Genomic DNA, 16,505 nt, shown 5'->3' on the forward strand with positions numbered 1-16,505 from the left:
GCCCGTCGGTGTAGCACGTCGGAAGATGGCCGAATTCACTCGAGACGACCTTCCCGGCGAACCGACTTCGTGGTGGCTCGCGAGCACTCCCGAGTCGACGCGAGACGACGAGACGGGAGGTGGTGAGAGAGACGGTGACGAGATGGAAGGTGACGAAGCAGGGGACGAGGACGACGAAACTAGGACGCTGACAACCGACCAGTCCGTCGACGTGGCGGTCGTCGGCGCCGGTATCGCCGGCCTCTCGACGGCGTATTCGCTTCGCGAGCGCGGCGAAACAGTTGCCGTCCTCGAGCGAGATCGCGTTGCGAGCGGGGTGACGGCGAAGTCGACGGCGAAACTGACCAGCCAACACGGCGAGATATACGACCACCTGCGTCGCGAGTTCGGCCGTCGACAGGCGAGTCAGTACGCTCGCGTGCAGGAGGACGCGATCGACCGAGTCGAAAGTCTGGTCGACGATCTCGACATCGACTGCGGGTTCGAACGCCAGCCCTCGTACCTCTACAGCAACGAACCCGACGCGATCCAGCGCGAGACCGACGCCGCGCAGGCCGCCGGACTCGAGGCGACGTACGTGACCTCGGTGCCGCCGTTTGAACGGGCGCAGGCGGCCGTTCGCTTCGGCGACCAGGCGTGGTTCCACCCGCGAAAGTACCTGCTCGCGATCACCGACGAACTGCGGGGCGACGAGGGAGCGAGCGTCTACGAATACACCCGCGTGACGGACGTCGATCCGGGGACGCCGTGTCGTGTTCACACCCCCGAGGGGACGGTGACGGCGCGGCGAGTCGTCCTCGCGACGGGGTTTCCCATTCTCGATCGTATCGGCTACTTTGCCCGAATGCACCCCAAGCGATCCTACGTACTCGGGATCCGCCTCGCGGGCGACCCACCCGAGGGAATGTACTACCGCTCGAGCGACAACTACCGATCCGTGCGCAGCCATCGCGACGCCGACGGCGAACTCCTGCTCGTCGGCGGCGAGAATCACAAGACCGGGCAGGGGGGTTCGACCGCCGAGCGCTACCGACGACTCGAGCGCTGGGCTCGCGAACGGTTTCCCGTAGACGAGGTCGCCTATCGTTGGTCGACGCAGGATTACAAGCCGGTCGACAAGGTGCCGTTCGTCGGCCGCGTCGGCGGGGCCGAGAACGTCCTCGTCGCGACCGGCTTTCGCGGCTGGGGGATGACCAACGGCGTCGCCGCCGGAACACTGCTCGCGAAGCTCGTCGCGGGAGAAGAGCCCCCGGAACGCGACCTGTTCGACCCGCTTCGGTTCACCCCGAAGACCTCGGCTGGCTCGGCGCTCACCGAAAATGCCGACGCGATGAGCCAGTTCGCGACCGACTGGGCGCGCTCGCTGCTTTCGCCCGACCTCGAGGCCCTCGAACCGGGCGAGGGTCGCGTCGTGCGACGGGGAGGCAAACCCGTCGCCTGCTCGCGGGACGACGACGGTGAACTCCACGCGACGTCGGCCGTCTGCACGCACATGTACTGCGTCGTCGAGTGGAACGACGCCGAAGGAAGCTGGGACTGCCCGTGTCACGGCTCTCGGTTCGACCCCGACGGCGACGTGCTCGAGGGACCGGCGACCGACGATTTGCCGAGACGGGAGTCACTCGAGGGGCATCCATCGGATTCCGAATCCGCATCGAACCAGTGACCGCATCACGATCAGCAACTGCGGGCCGTGTATTTTGGCCCGCAGTCGGACAATTTATGTAGGATATCGAACGAATCGTCGATAATGGCGGATACACGCGTTCCAGCCCTCTCGGCAACCCTCGTCGGTCTCGGCCGATCCCTCGGGACGTTCGCCGGCGTCGCCTGGCTGTGTGTCGTGACGGGAACCGTCCTCGCTCGAGTCAGTGACGCCTCGGTGACGGCCGTCCCCGCGGAGTGGCTCGGTATCAGTGTCCTCGCCGTCGCGTTCGTCGTGACGAGTTGGCTCGTCGACGGCGGGTTCGACCGTCTCGGTGCCGATCCGAGCGGGGGTTTGACGTTCGTCTGGTTAGCCGTCTTCTTCGTCCCACTCGCATTCCTCCCGACGCGAGTGACCCTCGACGCCGTCGCCAACAGTGCGGGCGTTCTCGACGCCGCGTTCATCCTCGCGACGACACTGTTTGCCGGCTGGCTCGCGTTCTACGGCGGCCTCGAGCGACTGTCGCTCGCGCCGGACGACTTCCTCCAGATCGCCGTGTTCGTCGTCGCGCTCGGTGCTCCCCCCGCCGTCGTGGCCGTCCTCGCCGACGCGTCGTGGCTGACGATCGATCCAGTCGCCGTGGCCCTCGCTCTCGTCGTTCAAGGCGGTGCCTGCTGGCTCGGAGTTCGGATGGACGTTCCCTAATGCTGTCCGGCTGGACCGGCCGACGCCCTCACGCGTCCGAAAACGACCCGAGGCCGGGATAGTCGGCGATGATCCCGTCGACGCCCGCCGCGGCGAGCGCCTCGAATTGGTTCCAGGTCGTTACCGTCCAGACGTTCACCGTTCGTCCCTCCCGATGGGCTTCCTCGAGAACGTCGATCCCCGGAATCGCCTCTCCCGAAAACCCGGCGTACGTGGTCTGCTCGAGTCCGGTTCCGAGGATCACGTTTCGTGGCGGGTGAATCGCCTCGCAGTCGTAGCGTCGGGTAATTTCGAGGCCCGCCTCGAGGTCGTGCCAGACGAGCGTTGCGGCTGGATAGCGCGGAGCGACGTCGCGGAGAGCCGCGAGGGCTCCCTCGCAGAACGACGAAAAGAGAATCTCGCCGCCGAACGCCTCACAGGCGTCGACGACGCGGTCGACGAACGGAGTCCACACCTCGCGTCGCTCCTCGCGCTCGTCGGCCGGCAACGCCTCCGCAAATCGCACGTCGGTCGTTCCCGGATTCTTCAACTCGACGTTGACGCCCATCGTCTCGGGAATCGACTCGAGGAACGCCTCGAGCGTCGGCACCGTCGCGTCAGTTCCGAGCACGTGCGTCTCCCGGAGTTCCTCGAGTGGTGTCTCCCAGACGTGACCCGACCCGTCGGTCAGCGGCCGGCCGTCGCGCGTCCCCTCGAGGCGTTCGTCGTGAATTACGACGGGGGTTCCGCATGCTGCCGGCTGAACGTCGATCTCGAGCATCGACGTTCGGTCGTCGTCGGCCGCGACGGCGGCCGCTTCAAGGGTGTTCTCGGGTGCGACGCCGGCGTAGCCGCGGTGGGCGATGACGGTCGGAGTGGCCATGCGTACACGTTTCTCTCCGGACTCATTGGTGTGGCGCTCGCCCCTGGTGAGAGTGAGATCGAACTCGAAGCGAAGGTGGCTCGAACCCGGGCGAGTACCCGTTATCGCGACTCGAGTCCGACAGCTTCAGCGAGTAACTCGTGTGAACGAAGCGTGTCCTCGGGGTCCGCGATCTGGTTCTGAATAATGACTTCGTCGACGCCGACCTGCGACGTGAGATCCTCGAGAATCTCCGCCATCGTTTCGGGGCTGCCGGAAATCGCTCGCGGCCACTCCCCCGGCTCGAGCGGGAGTTCCGTCGGCTCCGGAACCGAACCGAGGTACTCGATCGCGTCCTCGACCGAGCGAATCGGCAACTGATCGACCTGGCCGCGTCGGAGCGCTCGAGAGGAGGCGTCGGTCGCTGCGCGGAGCCGTGCGGCCTCCTCGTCGGTTTCGGCGCACGTCGCGTTCACTGCCAGCATTCCGTACGGCTCTGCCGGACCCGCGTCGAACGGCGAGGGTTCGAAGTGCTCTCGGTACACCTCGAAGGCGCGAACGGCCGGACCCGGCCGGATGAACGCGGCAAAGCAGTAGGGCAGTCCGAGTTCGCCGGCGATCTTTGCACTCGAGGGACTCGAGCCGAGCACCCAGGTTTCGGGTTTCGTGTCGTCGGCAGCCGGGAGTTCGAGTCCGCTGAAGGGATGCTCCGCCGAAAAGCCGCCGTGGAGGTGTTTCGCGACCTCCTCGATCTTCTCGGCGTGATCGTTCGGATTTCGGCGCTGGCTTCGATCCATCTGCAAGGCGAGGTCTCGCGTCGGGTTGCCCGTCGCCCGACCGAGCCCGAGGTCGATGCGCCCGGGGGCGAGCGAATCCAGGACGCTGAACGACTCGGCGACCTTGTAGGGGCTGTAGTGGTTGAGCAGGACCGTCCCGGAACCGACGCGGATGTCCGATGTCTTCGCCGCGACGTGGGGGATCAGTACTTCGGGTGTCGTGCTCGCAATCGAGTCCGGAAAGTCGTGGTGTTCGGCCACCCAGAATCTCGAGTAGCCCAGTCGTTCGGCCTGCTGGGCGCGTTCGACGGTTCCCTCGAACGCGTCCACGGCGTCCCCACCCTCCGGAATCGGCGCGAGATCGACGATCGATAGCTCCACGTCCGTGGTTGGGAGCACTCGAATAAGTGTGCCCGCTTTCCGGATGGTACGAGGTGACTATCGACGGCCGAGCCTTGAGGGGCCTCGAGTCCGTGCTTCCGCTATGACCGAAACCACGCTCGAGGACGTCGAACGCAGCCTCGACCGAGCGACCGAACTGGAGACCGAAGAGGCCGTCTCCGTCTTGCGAACGGCCAGACAGGATCTCGAGGACCTCGGAACTGCCGCCGACGTCGACGAGCAGCGACGGCAGGAACTCGAGGACCGACTCGACCAGCGGATTCGCGAGGTGAAAAACCGCGACGCCTACGACAGCGGCCTCGGCTCGGCGATGAACCCGGAGGATGGCGACGCGCCGTAGCGCTCGACCGTCTCTCACGGCCGACAATTCAACAGATTGACCTGTGTTGACGGTCATCTGTCGGACGATGACCGACTCGAAGTCAGAGCCGAAGGCGGACGGTGGTGTATCCGGCGAGATCGATCACGAGGAACTCTACACGACGATCCGAACGGCCGTCTCCGATGCGCTCCTCGACGTGCTTGGAACCGTCCTGTTGCTTGCTCTCGCCGTGCTCTTCGTCGGTGTCGGTGTACAGGCAATCGTCCAGACACCGTCGTCCGTCAACATTGCGTTCGGTGGTGTCGCAATCGGTCTCGGACTCGCGATTGCTGCGGCGGCGTTCGACTTGCTTCCGCCGTTTCGAGAGTAACAGTCTCGCTCGAGTTCGCCACTGTCCCAGAACCCGGCGAGAACGGCCGCCCTCCACCCCTTTTATTCGGGTGCCGCCCCGAAAGGAGGTATGCGAATTGCACTACTCGGCGGCACCGGCGACATCGGGCAGGGCCTCGCCCTGCGGTTTGCACACGACACGGACCACGAGGTCATCATCGGCTCGCGCGACCCGGAGAAGGCGCGCGAGGCCGTCGCGGAGTACGAGGAGGCCCTCGACTCGCGCGGCGTCGACGCGAAGCTCACCGGCTTCGCGAACGAGATGGCGACGGACCGCGCCGACGTGGTCGTCCTCAGCGTCCCGCCGTACTACGCCGGCGACACGGTCGAAGCCGTCGCGGACTCCCTCGACGAGGACACGATTCTGGTCACCCCCGCAGTCGGCATGCAAGGCGACGAGGACGGCCTGCACTACCACCCGCCGGGAACCGGAAGCGTCACCCAACTCGTCGCCGAGCGCGCGCCCGACGAGGTGCCCGTCGTCGGCGCGTTCCACAACCTCGCGGCCGACGCCCTCTCGAATCTCGACAACGAACTGGATCTCGACACGCTGCTCGTCGCGGACGACGACGACGCGAAAGAGACCGTTCGCAACCTGTCGAACGAAATCGAGGGCCTGCGTGCGCTCGATTCCGGCCCGCTGGCCAACGCCGCCGAAGTCGAGAGCGTCACCCCCCTCGTGATCAACATCGCGAAGTACAACGAGGACCTCCACGACGTCGGCGTGAAGTTCTTGTAGGCGACGAAACGCCGGTTTTCTACAGCAGAGCCGATCTTTCGGCGAAGTAAGACGAACCCACTCGTGTGTCGTGGCGCGCGCTGTCGATCGGCCGAGCGCGAGCGAGACCGATCGACGAAGCCGTGCGAGGGGTGAGGACCGCAGCGACGGCCGGAGCGAGGACCGCAATCGGCTGGGGAGGACGTGGAAATCATTGTAGCCAGTACGAGGAGGGTGCTCGAGCCACGGAGCAATTCTCAAAGCGTGCTCGAGTCATAGCTTGATTCCCAGAGCGTGCTCGAGCCGGTCGCTTTTGACCCTCCCCCACCTACAGCGGGGCATGCGAATCGTCACGACGCTGCCCTCGGCGACCGAACTCGTCGCGGCCCTCGGCCTCGAGCCAGTCGGCGTCTCCCACGAGTGCGACTATCCACCCGGCGTCGAATCGATCCCGTCGGTCACCGCCTCGAGAATCGACGCGGAGGCCTCGAGCGCCGAGATCGACGAACAGGTCCTCGAAGTGACTGGCGACGGCGAAAACGAAGACGCCGATTCGGGAGTCTACGACGTGGACACGGACCTCCTCGAGGACCTCGAGCCCGATCTGATCGTCACGCAGGGGATGTGCGACGTCTGTGCGGTCGACGAGGTGGTCGTCGAAGACGCCGTGAGGGAGATCGAGGCCGATCCCGAAATCCTCACCACGGACCCGCATAGCGTCGGTGACGTCCTGGACGATCTCGAGCGAATCGGCCGCGCGACGGGCCGCGAGGAACGCGCCCGAGACGTTCGGGCCGCCCTCGATGCGCGGGTCGACGCGATCCGCGAGCGAACCGCGGACCTCGCCCCGCCGGATCGCCCGCGGGTCGCCATCTTCGACTGGACCGACCCCGTCATGATCGCGGGCCACTGGAGCGCCGAACTGGTCGAATGGGCCGGCGGCGAGTACGGACTGGCCGACGTGGGCGAGCGATCCACGCCTCGCGAGTGGGCCGACGTCCGCGCGTACGATCCCGAACTCGTCGTCGTCGCCCCCTGTGGCTTCAGCCTCGAGCAAACCGCCGAAAACGCCGCGGATCTCACCGAACGCGAGAGCTGGGAAACTCTCTCGGCCGTCCAAAACGACCGCGTCTGGGCGATGGACGGCCATCACTACTCGAACCGCCCCGGGCCGCGACTGGTGGACACGCTCGAGGCGCTGGCACCGATCGTTCGGCCGGAAGCGTTCGACGCGGAGACGCCACCCCGACCGCTCGAGGAAATCGCGGTTCCGTTCGCGGACCTGCTCGAGCGCCGCGAGGCGGACGCCGAGTTGCGACCGTGACCGACGATCCGTCCGCCGACGTTGGGTCCACGCTCGTGTTGCCGGGCGAGATTCGCGACGCTATTCTCGAGCGCGCTCGAGACGGCCAACCCGAGGAAATTTGTGGCGTCTTCGGCGGCGAGTACGACGACGCTCCCGGCGGAACCAGTCGCGTTCACTCGTACTACCCCACAGAGAACGTCGCTGAGTCGCCGCAAACGCGCTATCGAATCGATCCGGAGGCTCAACTCGAGGTCTTCGAACGACTCGAGAACGCCGGCGAGGAGATTGTCGGCTTCTATCACTCCCACCCGCGCGGGCCGGCGGCACCGAGCGAAACCGACGTGGACGCGGCGACGTGGCCCGATCGCTCGTATCTGATCGTCTCGCTTTCGCCCCTCGAGGTCGGGTCGTGGCGATGGCGCGCAGACGAGGACCGGTTCGAACGCGAACGAATTATTCTCTCCGCGTAACCTCCGTCTCGTTCCCCCTTTCGGGTACACTCCAGTTCTCGCTCTCGCCTCCCTCACTCCTCTCTCCTCATTCCTCTCTCCTCACGACGGACCCGACACGCACCGATTTGCGGCCTGCATACCGATCCGAGGTCAATACGAACCGTGTGCGAACGACTCGAGACAGTAAGATAACTAATAATGATCCAATACGTTAATTACCATACTCGAAGAATGATGGGTCATGTCAAAAGGTAACTCGGAGCAAATCGGGACGACTCAGAGTTTTAACCTCACGATATCACATCGCTCGATCGAGATACTCGGACGGATTTCGGCGACGATGCTCGTCGTCGGACTCTGTCTCGGCGCCACGAGCCTCTTGAGTTGGTTCTGGATCGAATCGGCGGTCCTCCCTCAACAAGACGGGACGGAAGCGCTCATCGTCGAAGGCTACACGCCGCTGGTGTTCCTCATCGTCGCCGCCCTCGCCGCACCGGTGGTCGCCGGTCTCGCGGGGGTCGTCGAAGGGCAGCGCGTTCTCTCGAGCGAGGACGCGCTCCTCGTCGGGGTCGGCAGTTTCATCGGGGCGACGGTGCTGGTCTTCGCCGCGGGCATTTTCATCGGTTCGACCGGCGGCGACGGCGGGGCCGGACTCGGTCCGATAGATCTCCTCGGACTGGCTGGCCTCAGCGGCGTCGTTAGCGCGATTGCCGGCGTTTCGACCGCAGCGGTGACCAGAACGATCCGAACCAATCACCCGGCAATTCCGCCGGCCCGACCCGCGGCGTCGACGAGCGAACAGCGCGACTCGAGCGAACCCGAGGACAAGTAGATACGCTTCCCGGCAGTCAGCGGCGGAACGCCGGCACGAAGATAGACGGCTGCGGAACGCCGATACGAAGGTAGACGACTGTAGAAGGTCGGTCCGAACGGAATTTTCGACCGACCGAGACGACGAATGCGAAGAGAGTGAACCCCATCCACGAACGAGTGCCGTCTTTCCCGCCACGGGTCGACCGTACCTGCCACCGAGACGAGTCCGGTTTTGGCCTCGGTACGTCCGTCGAAAAAAACACGACTGAAGACCGCTCGCTCGAGGATGCGACCGTCGGTTTAGATCACGGAGCGACCCGGCTGAACACGCCGGCACCGAGTGCGCCGATGGCCGCGACCACGCCGATCACCCCGAGGAACTGGCCGAATCCGGCAACGGCGGTCGACGAACCGGTCGCGCTCTCGCCGCCAGCGTCGTCTTCGTCTTCGTCGTCGGATTCAGCGTCGCCGGAGGACTCCGTGTCGTCGACTTCCTCGTCGTCGACGTCGAGTTCGAGGTCGAGATCGAGTTCGAACCAGTTCGTGCCGGCCTCGTCCGCCGGCAAGTCGAGTTCGGAGTCGATGATGCTGTCGCCGGTCTCGTCCTCGACGAGGAACTCGTTATCGACGAGCGAGGTCGTCGCGTGGTCGTCCTCGAAGTCAGCGTCTCCGGTGAGGTCCCCGCTCTCTCCGGTGGTCGTATCGATCTCGAACGAGAACTGCCTGTCCGAGTCTCCCTCGATCGCGACCTCGAGTTCGCCCTCGACGGACATTTCGTCGCCCTCCTCGTCGATCTCACCCTCGAGTCCGTCGGGCGCTGTCACCTCTGCTTCGATCCCGGAATCGGTCTCGAGGTTCGGGAAGGACGTACTGGTGGATTCCCACGTGCCGTCGTCGATCACGCCGACGATCTGAATGTGCTCGTCGTCTTCATCCGCCGACGGGAACTCGAGACCCTCTTCGAGGGCGGCTTCTCTGTCGGCGTCCTCGGCGAACGAGATGAATCCGCCCTGACTGGTGGCGACGAACGCATCTTCGTCCTCGCCGACGTCGCCGTCCTCACCCTCTGGGGACTCGTCGTCGGTCTCCGAGGACTCGTCTACACTGACGTCGGTCGTCGCGCGGTCGTCCTCGCTCTCGACTTCCGCCGTGTGCTCGCCGACGTCGTCCTCGTCGATGTCCCACTCGAGGGTCACCGTCTCCTCGTCGCCGGCGTCTACCGTGACGGTTTCCGCGGTCTCCTCGTCGCCCACCGAAACCGTCACGTCCTGCTCGAGGGAGTCGTCGCCCTCGTTCTCGACGGTCGCGTCCACGGTCACGGTCTCGCCCGCCGTCGCGTCGTCGGCCTCGATCGACACCGTGGTCGCCGACTCCTCGCCCTCGAGGGTGACGTCTTCGGTGGTCGTCTCGGCTTCGCCCACGTCCGTCTCGACGGTCTCCTCGGCGTAGCCGTCGGCGTCGACAGTCAGTTCGGCGGCTCCGGGCTCGAGGACGAGGTCGTACGTTCCGTCGTCGCTTGTCTCGGCTGTGGGACCACCGTCGGCCGCGTCAACGGTCGCGCCGTCGATCGGTTCGCCGTCGTCGTTTTCGACGGTCCCCTCAACCGTTCCGGTGACCGAGTCGCTCTCTTCGATCTCGAGGTCGAGCGCGAGGTCGAACCAGTTGTGGCCTTCGTTCGTCGACGGCAAGCCGAGCGCGCTGTCGATGACCGTGTCGCCGGTCGTATCTTCGACGAGGAACTCGTTGTCGACGAGCGACGCCGACGCGGACGAGTCGCCGAAGTCACCGCTCCCGCTCAACTCCCCGCTGTCGCCGGTCGTTCCGTCGATATCGAAGCTGAACGAGCGATCCTCGTCGCCGTCGACGAGCACCGTCAACTCGCCCTCGACCGTCATCTCGCCCGAGTCCTCGTCGAACTCGCCGTGGAGTCCGTCGCGAGCCTCGACGTCGGCGTCGGCCGCACCGGCGTCGAGCGTCGGGAACGATACGTCGGTCGACTCCCAGGTGTCGTCGCCGTAGACGACTCCGTCCAACTCGATCGGCGTTTCACCGTCGTCCTCGGCGGGGAACGACACGCCCTCGCTTTCGGCGTCGCTCTGACTCGACTCGTCGAACGCGACGAATCCGTCCTGGCTCACGGCCGAAAACTCGGCTACCTGCTGGTTCTCGGGCGACTCGTCGTCGCTCTCGTTTTCGTCTTCACCGTCCTCACCCTCGTCCGACTCGCCGCCGACCGCGACGGTCCCCTCGCCCCAGTTCAGTTCGTCGTCATCGTATTCAGAGAGGCCGGTCGCCCCGTCCCAGATCTGCGAGTCGTCGTCGATATCGACGTCGCCCGTTTCGCCGGGTTCGCCGACGACGACGAACTCCAGCGTGACGATCGTCGCGTTCATGCTCTCCATCGAGTCGCCGTCGGTTATCGAATCGGTCAGTTCGTCGCCGATGATCTCGAGGCCACTCGGCGTCCACTCGACGTCGGCCGACCCGTCGTTCGCGTCGACCTCGAGTTCCTCGTCGTCGTCGAGATAGGTGTCGGCGTCGGTGAGTTCGACCTGCTCGTCGTCGTAGTCGAGACGAAGATCGTATCCCGAAATGTCAGCGTCATCGTCGTCGGTCAACGTCCGTGCGTCCACGTCGACGCTCACCCGCTCGCCCGGTTCGCCCTCAGCGTCCGACGGCGTTACCTCGTACTCGGCTGACGAGTCGCTCGAGGCCTGAACCGGCTGCGTGGCGTCGCCGTGTTCGCTCGCCGTCGTCTCGAGCGTCGCGTCCGATGGTGTCGCCTCGCTCGGCTCGTCACTCCCACTCGCGAGGATACTTTCACCACCGACAGCGAGGGGCAACGTCACAACCCCGATAGCGACGACCGCGAGTAACACGGAAATCACTGCAAGTGCGGCTATTCGACGGTTCCGGCTCTCGTTGCGGTTACGTCGCACACCGTACAGGTCTTGCATCTTCAACAATGATATATGTCTTCGTATTTATTATTTTTCCCGAGATAGTATGGGTATTACAAATATTCCAAGTAGACATTCACTCCAGTTTAGCATATTTGAGCGTCGTGCTCGACTAGAGGCGGCGCTCAGACGGTCGAAACAACCGACTTACGCGCCGTCGTTCGCCGCCCTGAGCACGTCCGGCACCCATCCCTGATTCGGGTCGTCCGTTTCCCGCATCCACTCGATCAGTCGTTGGCGCATCTCCCGTCGAACGTCGGCGTACCCGGGATGGTCGATCAGATTGTTGAGTTCGGCCGGGTCGGCCTCGAGGTCGTACAACTCGTCGACGTCCGGACCGTTGTAGACGTACTTGTGGCGATCCGTCCGGACCGTTCGCTGGGTGTACAGTCCGAACTCGTCGCCGTGGTACTGCGCGAAAACCGATTCGGGCCACGCTTCGGGAACGTCATCGGAGTCGCCGCTCGCTTCGAGCAACGGCACCAGACTTCGCGCGTCGAACGATTCCGGGACGTCGACGCCCCCTAGCTCGAGGAATGTCGGTGCGAGGTCGTGGAGGTGGACGGGCGCGTCACAAACTGATCCCGCGTCGACGACGCCGGGCCAGCGAACCTGCAACGGAATTCGGTAGGTGTCGTCGTACATCAACGGTCCCTTGTTGAATTGGCGATGGCCACCGACGAAGTCACCGTGATCCGAGGCGTGGATCACGGCCGTCTCTTCGGTGAGACCGAGTCGCTCGAGTGCCTCGAGAATTCGCTCGAGTTGGTCGTCGATCATAGTGATGAATCCCCAGTACTTCGCGACCGCTTCGGCCCAGATATCCCACTCGAAGCCCTCAACACCGCGGTAGTGGAGGTAGTTTTCCTGCACCTGAGGTTTCCCCTCGTACGTTTCGGCGTAGCTCTCTGGCGGTTCGATCTCACTCGGCTCGTACATCGAGGCGTAGGGTTCGGGGACGACGTAGGGGTGATGGGAGCCGTAGAAATCCGCTCGGTGGAAGAACTGGTCGCCGTCGCTGTCGGTACCGCTCTCGGCGTGGCCCTCGAGCGCGTCGATCGTTCGTTCCGCGAGAAAGTACGCGCGAGTGTCTTCGACGCTGACGGGCGTTTTCGCGGCGACGAACGTCCCTTCGCTGGCATCTCGTGGATCGCTGCCGGTGTAGATTTCCTCCTCGAAGTCGACTTCGTCGACAGGGGTCCCACGATTCTCTCGGTACTCACGAAATGCCCGGTCGATGTCGTCGTGATGTTTGTCGCTGCCGCCGAGGTACGTGAAGCCGAAGTCCTTCGGCGTCTGATCGCGTCCGACGTGCCACTTCCCTGTGTAGCTGAGCCGATAGCCGACGTCGGCCAGCAGTTCCGAAAACGTCGGCGTCTCCGGAGAGAGATTCGGCTGGATCGCGTCCGCCTCGTGGCTGTTGTTGAGCATTCCGTGCGTGTGTGGCCACTGGCCCGTCATGAGCGACGCTCGAGCGCTCGTACAGATGCTGATCGGCGTGAACGCCCGCGAAAATCGCATTCCCTCACTCGAGAGCCGATCCATCGCCGTCGTCTCGACCGGCGGTCCCTCGGGGGCGCTGCAGTCGTATCGCTCCTGATCGGTGAGTACGAAGAGGACGTTCGGCGTGTCGAAATCGGCCATCGAACGGCGTACACCGACGTCGAAGTTAATGGTGGGCCCTGAACTGCACCACGTGCCCGTACCGACGGTGCTTACGCGAGGTCGTCGAACGTCGGTTGCTCGAGGTCGCCAGGGAAGTCGTCCACGGGAACCTGCGTCTGGTCGCCCGAGTTCATATCCTTGATCGTCACTTCGTCGTTCGCCAGGTCCTGTTCGCCGGCGATGACGACCGTTTCGGCGTTGATCGAGTCGGCGTAGTTCAGTTGCGAGCCGAAGGATCGCCCGGCGACGTCGGTCTCGACGACGTGGCCGCGCTCGCGCAGGTCGCGAGCGATTCGTGCTGCTTCGGGACGCGTGTCGCCGACTTGCAACACGTAGTAGTCGGTCGTCACCGTCTCCTCGGGCCAGACGCCCGCTCGCTGACAGAGCAGCGAGAGGGTCGCGTGGCCGGGGGCGACGCCGACCGCTGGCGTCGACTGCCCGCCGAAGCTCTCGATCAGGTCGTCGTAGCGTCCGCCGCCGAAGATGGATCGTGAGACCTCGCCCGTCGAGTCGAAACACTCGAAGACGACGCCGGTGTAGTAATCGAGTCCGCGCGCCGTCTCGAGCGAGATCGTACAGTACTCGCGCGCACCGAAGTCCTCGGCCGCCTCGAGGACGTTTTGGAGGTTATCGACCGCGTCCGTCACTCGCTCGTTCGCCGCGAAGGATTCGACTGCCTCGAGGTCGCCGTCGGCGATGAGGTCGTCGAACTCGACTGCTTGATCGGCCGAGAGTCCGGCACCGATCAGGAGGTCGTGATACTCGGCCGTCGAGAGCTTGTCCGATTTGTCGACCGCACGAATCGCGGCCTCGGTGTCGATATCGTCGTCGTAGCTCTCGAGGACGCCGCCAAGAATATCTCGGTGAGAGATGCGGAACTCGAAGTGCTCGCCGGTGAGCCCGAGGTTCGTCAGCGCGTCGGCGGCCCAGGCGAGAATTTCGGCGTCGGCGTCGGGCTCCGACGAGCCGAAGATGTCGACGTTCGTCTGGTAGAACTCGCGCTGGCGGCCCTGTTGAACCTGCTCGTAGCGCCAGAAGGGACGCGTCGAGACCCACTTGATCGGTTTCGAGAGCTCCTGTTGTTTGGCGACGACCATCCGCGCGACGGTCGGCGTCAGTTCGGGGGTCAGCGTGACGTGGCGGCCACCCCGATCCTCGAAGGAGTAGAGTTCGTCGACGATGTCGTCGCCGCTCTTGTCGGTCCAGAGTTCGGCGCGCTCGAGCGCGGGGGTGCCGATCTCGCGGAAACCGTAGCCGCGAGCGGTGTCCTCCAAGGTGTCGATGGCCTCCCGTCTGGCGGCCATCTCGCCGGGGTAGAAATCACGAAAGCCCTTGATCCGGTCGTACATGCGTGGTGGTTCGCCGAGGGCGAACTTCTATCCTGTTGTTTGAGGACGGACCGCGAACGAGTCACTCGATCCGTTTCGACTGACCCGCCGTTTGGTCCAGAACGACGCTCGGTCAGACCAGGACGCCACTCGATCAGTCCCGAACGACGTCCGTCACGTACGTCTGCTCGTGAGGCGGAAACACGTCCTCGACGGTCTCCGGGCCGTCTTCTGCGGCGATGATCGCTCGCAATTCGGCTTCGTAGTCCGCTCGATCGATCTCCTCGCTCGGGCCGACGGTCACCTCGAGCGTCGCGTCGACCAGTCGGTCGACCGCCGTCCGGCCGAAGCCAGAGAGCGGTGCAATGTAGTCCACGTCGAAACGATCCTCGAGACTCTGTGCCTGCGCCCTCGAGACGGTCGGCACTCGGTCGTCACGCCGAGTCCCGTCGGCAATCGCGTCGTATTCCCCCTGCGCAAGTTGTTCGAGGGCGTGCAGGTGAACCTGCTGGATGCCGTTGCGGGGAAAGCCGTCGTCGCACATCGTCTCGACGGCCTCGTGAGCAACGTCGGGATCTAACTCGAGTCGTTCGAACGCGAACCCCATCCGTTCGGCCGTCTCGCGGGCGTGCTCCCAGTCGTCGCTCACGGCGAAGTGAGCCGTCACCAGCGTTACGTCGTAGAACTCCTCCAGGAGAAGCGCTGCGAGCGTCGAATCCTTGCCACCGCTGTAGAGGACGCCGAGGTCCATCAGCGACGCTTGATGTCGAAGCTCTTCGAGTCGGGCTTCAGTTCCTGGAGCAACTGCTTCATCTTCTGGTCGTCGATCTTCCCTTGAATGCGGCCGCTTCGAGCCAGCGTGACGACCTGTCGTTCGACCTGCTCGCCGAAGTCGGGCTTGCTCATCTTGACCGTGTTGAGGCGCTTTCGCGCGTCGTCGGTCAGGTGCTGGCGCAAGACGGCCTTTTTCTGCGCTTCGGCCTGTTGCTGGGCTGCCTCCTGGGAGGCCTCGCCGCCCTGGGAGTCGGCCTGTTCTTGTAGCTGCTCCATTTTCTTCTGTCGGAGCTCCTCGAGTTTCTCCTCGTCAGGTGAGCCACTCATAGTGATGCGTAGACGTTGTGTCCCACGGTGGAAAATGATTACGGACGAGCGCGGCTACTGCAGGCGCTCACGTCTGAACCAACGCGAAAACTGATCTCCGCCGTGTTAGGCGTAGCGCTCGAGTTCCGGTCGGTCGAGGTCTTCGAGTACGGAGCCAGCGGTGTCGTCGAGCAGGCTCTGTCCCTCGGGGGTGATTCGTCGACCCTCTCCCTCTGCAGTCTCGACGAGGTCTTCGTCCTCGAGTTGCTGGAGGATGGTCCGAATCAGGTTCTTCGAGCCGTCGGCGCGTTTGTCGGGGGCGACCTGGTAGCGGTTCGAGCCACCTTTCGCGCCGCCGTACTCCGTCGACAGTCGTTCGACACCGACAGGGCCGCGGTCGGCGACCTTACGTAGGAGACTTGCCGAACGAACTGCCCAGAAGTCTTCTTGTTCTGGTGGCAGGTCACGGTCGACTCCGCTTTTGACGAACTTGCCCCAGTCGGGTTCCTCAAGTCGTTCCTCGAGATCGTCGGCGAGCGCCTCGATGAGGTCGTCCGCCGGAACGTCGTACATCGTAGCCATTGGCGTGAAGTTTCCGTCCGCGGCATTTAAGACCATCGTTGTCCTGTCGTGTGGCGGTGCGTGACGACGTGACGTACGGGTTTCGCCACTCCGCGTATTTGACGGTTTCCCCCGACAGTGCTCCTCGGTCGGAGTGCACCGTCGTCCGTCGAGAAAATCCCCGGAGGCGATAGGTCTATGTGCCACTGTCACATGCACCAATTTGCATCGCTATGAAACCGTGCCACAACTGTCAGGCGGTCATCGACGAGTATCTCTTAGACAAACAACTCGAACCCCTGCGCGAACTCACAGTCGACGACTTCAACGTCTGTGTCGACTGCACGACCATCGTTTCCAATGCGTGCGTGGAGTGTGGCGGCGCGGTCTACGTCCCCCGAAATCACACGGAGACGCCCGATTACTGCCCGGCGTGTCGATCGAACCAGATCGAGCAGACGGGCATCGACCCCGGGTGGAATCTCGATACCCAGTCTGTCTGAGACGGACGACTGTCCGTTGTTTCCAGACCGACCGCATA

General features: G+C 64.3%; 17 protein-coding genes. 9 read left to right on the plus strand and 8 right to left on the minus strand.

The window, feature by feature from the left end; translation table 11 throughout:
* Positions 1-25: 25 nt before the first annotated feature.
* Positions 26-1,666, plus strand: coding sequence for an FAD-dependent oxidoreductase (locus BB347_RS15730; RefSeq protein ID WP_076580012.1), 1,641 nt, complete (start codon positions 26-28; stop codon positions 1,664-1,666).
* An 84-nt stretch (positions 1,667-1,750) separates the two neighbouring features.
* Positions 1,751-2,350 (plus strand): hypothetical protein, encoded by a 600-nt coding sequence (locus tag BB347_RS15735; protein ID WP_076580010.1) that lies wholly within the window; start codon positions 1,751-1,753, stop codon positions 2,348-2,350.
* Between the two features lie 28 nt (positions 2,351-2,378).
* Here BB347_RS15735 and BB347_RS15740 read toward each other — a convergent pair whose 3' ends face one another.
* The gene (locus tag BB347_RS15740; protein WP_076580008.1) at positions 2,379-3,212 is read right to left on the minus strand and encodes a glycerophosphodiester phosphodiesterase; all 834 of its coding nucleotides are present in this window, start codon (positions 3,210-3,212) and stop codon (positions 2,379-2,381) included.
* A gap of 101 nt (positions 3,213-3,313) precedes the next feature.
* Positions 3,314-4,348 carry an LLM class flavin-dependent oxidoreductase gene (locus tag BB347_RS15745; RefSeq protein ID WP_076580006.1) on the minus strand — a complete coding sequence of 345 codons (1,035 nt, stop codon included), beginning with the start codon at positions 4,346-4,348 and terminating at the stop codon, positions 3,314-3,316.
* A gap of 103 nt (positions 4,349-4,451) precedes the next feature.
* On the opposite strand from BB347_RS15745, the gene BB347_RS15750 reads away from it, so the two are divergent.
* From BB347_RS15750 to BB347_RS15775, 6 genes are all read left to right on the plus strand, one after another.
* On the plus strand, positions 4,452-4,709 hold the full coding sequence (locus BB347_RS15750; RefSeq protein WP_076580004.1) for a hypothetical protein: 258 nt from the start codon (positions 4,452-4,454) through the stop codon (positions 4,707-4,709).
* A 67-nt stretch (positions 4,710-4,776) separates the two neighbouring features.
* Entirely contained in the window at positions 4,777-5,061 is a 285-nt protein-coding gene (locus BB347_RS15755) for a hypothetical protein (RefSeq protein ID WP_076580247.1), read from the plus strand.
* A 90-nt stretch (positions 5,062-5,151) separates the two neighbouring features.
* Positions 5,152-5,820, plus strand: coding sequence for an NADPH-dependent F420 reductase (npdG, locus tag BB347_RS15760; protein WP_076580002.1), 669 nt, complete (start codon positions 5,152-5,154; stop codon positions 5,818-5,820).
* Positions 5,821-6,139: 319 nt separating this feature from the next.
* Positions 6,140-7,123, plus strand: coding sequence for an ABC transporter substrate-binding protein (locus BB347_RS15765; RefSeq protein WP_076580000.1), 984 nt, complete (start codon positions 6,140-6,142; stop codon positions 7,121-7,123).
* Positions 7,120-7,575: a desampylase gene (locus tag BB347_RS15770; RefSeq protein ID WP_076579994.1), complete on the plus strand. Its 456-nt coding sequence runs from the start codon at positions 7,120-7,122 to the stop codon at positions 7,573-7,575. The genes BB347_RS15765 and BB347_RS15770 overlap by 4 nt, the downstream gene beginning before the upstream one ends.
* A gap of 223 nt (positions 7,576-7,798) precedes the next feature.
* Positions 7,799-8,389, plus strand: a complete 591-nt coding sequence (locus BB347_RS15775) for a hypothetical protein (RefSeq protein WP_076579992.1) — start codon at positions 7,799-7,801, stop codon at positions 8,387-8,389.
* A 286-nt stretch (positions 8,390-8,675) separates the two neighbouring features.
* On the opposite strand, the gene BB347_RS15780 is transcribed toward BB347_RS15775, so the two are convergent.
* From BB347_RS15780 to BB347_RS15805, 6 genes are all read right to left on the minus strand, one after another.
* Complete coding sequence (locus BB347_RS15780) at positions 8,676-11,327, minus strand: carboxypeptidase regulatory-like domain-containing protein (protein ID WP_083687702.1); 2,652 nt, start codon at positions 11,325-11,327, stop codon at positions 8,676-8,678.
* A 150-nt stretch (positions 11,328-11,477) separates the two neighbouring features.
* Positions 11,478-12,974 (minus strand): sulfatase-like hydrolase/transferase, encoded by a 1,497-nt coding sequence (locus tag BB347_RS15785; protein ID WP_076579990.1) that lies wholly within the window; start codon positions 12,972-12,974, stop codon positions 11,478-11,480.
* Between the two features lie 71 nt (positions 12,975-13,045).
* Positions 13,046-14,344, minus strand: a complete 1,299-nt coding sequence (gene hisS, locus BB347_RS15790) for a histidine--tRNA ligase (protein WP_076579988.1) — start codon at positions 14,342-14,344, stop codon at positions 13,046-13,048.
* A 133-nt stretch (positions 14,345-14,477) separates the two neighbouring features.
* Positions 14,478-15,074 carry a DUF7411 family protein gene (locus tag BB347_RS15795; protein ID WP_076579986.1) on the minus strand — a complete coding sequence of 199 codons (597 nt, stop codon included), beginning with the start codon at positions 15,072-15,074 and terminating at the stop codon, positions 14,478-14,480.
* Positions 15,074-15,424: a DNA-binding protein gene (locus tag BB347_RS15800; RefSeq protein ID WP_076579984.1), complete on the minus strand. Its 351-nt coding sequence runs from the start codon at positions 15,422-15,424 to the stop codon at positions 15,074-15,076. Before BB347_RS15800 ends, BB347_RS15795 begins: the two co-directional genes overlap by 1 nt.
* Before the next feature lie 105 nt (positions 15,425-15,529).
* A complete protein-coding gene (locus BB347_RS15805) occupies positions 15,530-15,985 on the minus strand; it encodes a 30S ribosomal protein S19e (protein WP_076579982.1) in 456 nt (151 codons plus the stop codon).
* Positions 15,986-16,197: 212 nt separating this feature from the next.
* Here BB347_RS15805 and BB347_RS15810 point away from each other — a divergent pair, with 212 nt between their 5' ends.
* Positions 16,198-16,467: a DUF7571 family protein gene (locus BB347_RS15810; RefSeq protein ID WP_076579980.1), complete on the plus strand. Its 270-nt coding sequence runs from the start codon at positions 16,198-16,200 to the stop codon at positions 16,465-16,467.
* Positions 16,468-16,505 lie beyond the last annotated feature (38 nt).

Origin of the sequence: Natronorubrum daqingense (assembly GCF_001971705.1) — an archaeon.
Lineage (GTDB): Archaea > Halobacteriota > Halobacteria > Halobacteriales > Natrialbaceae > Natronorubrum > Natronorubrum daqingense.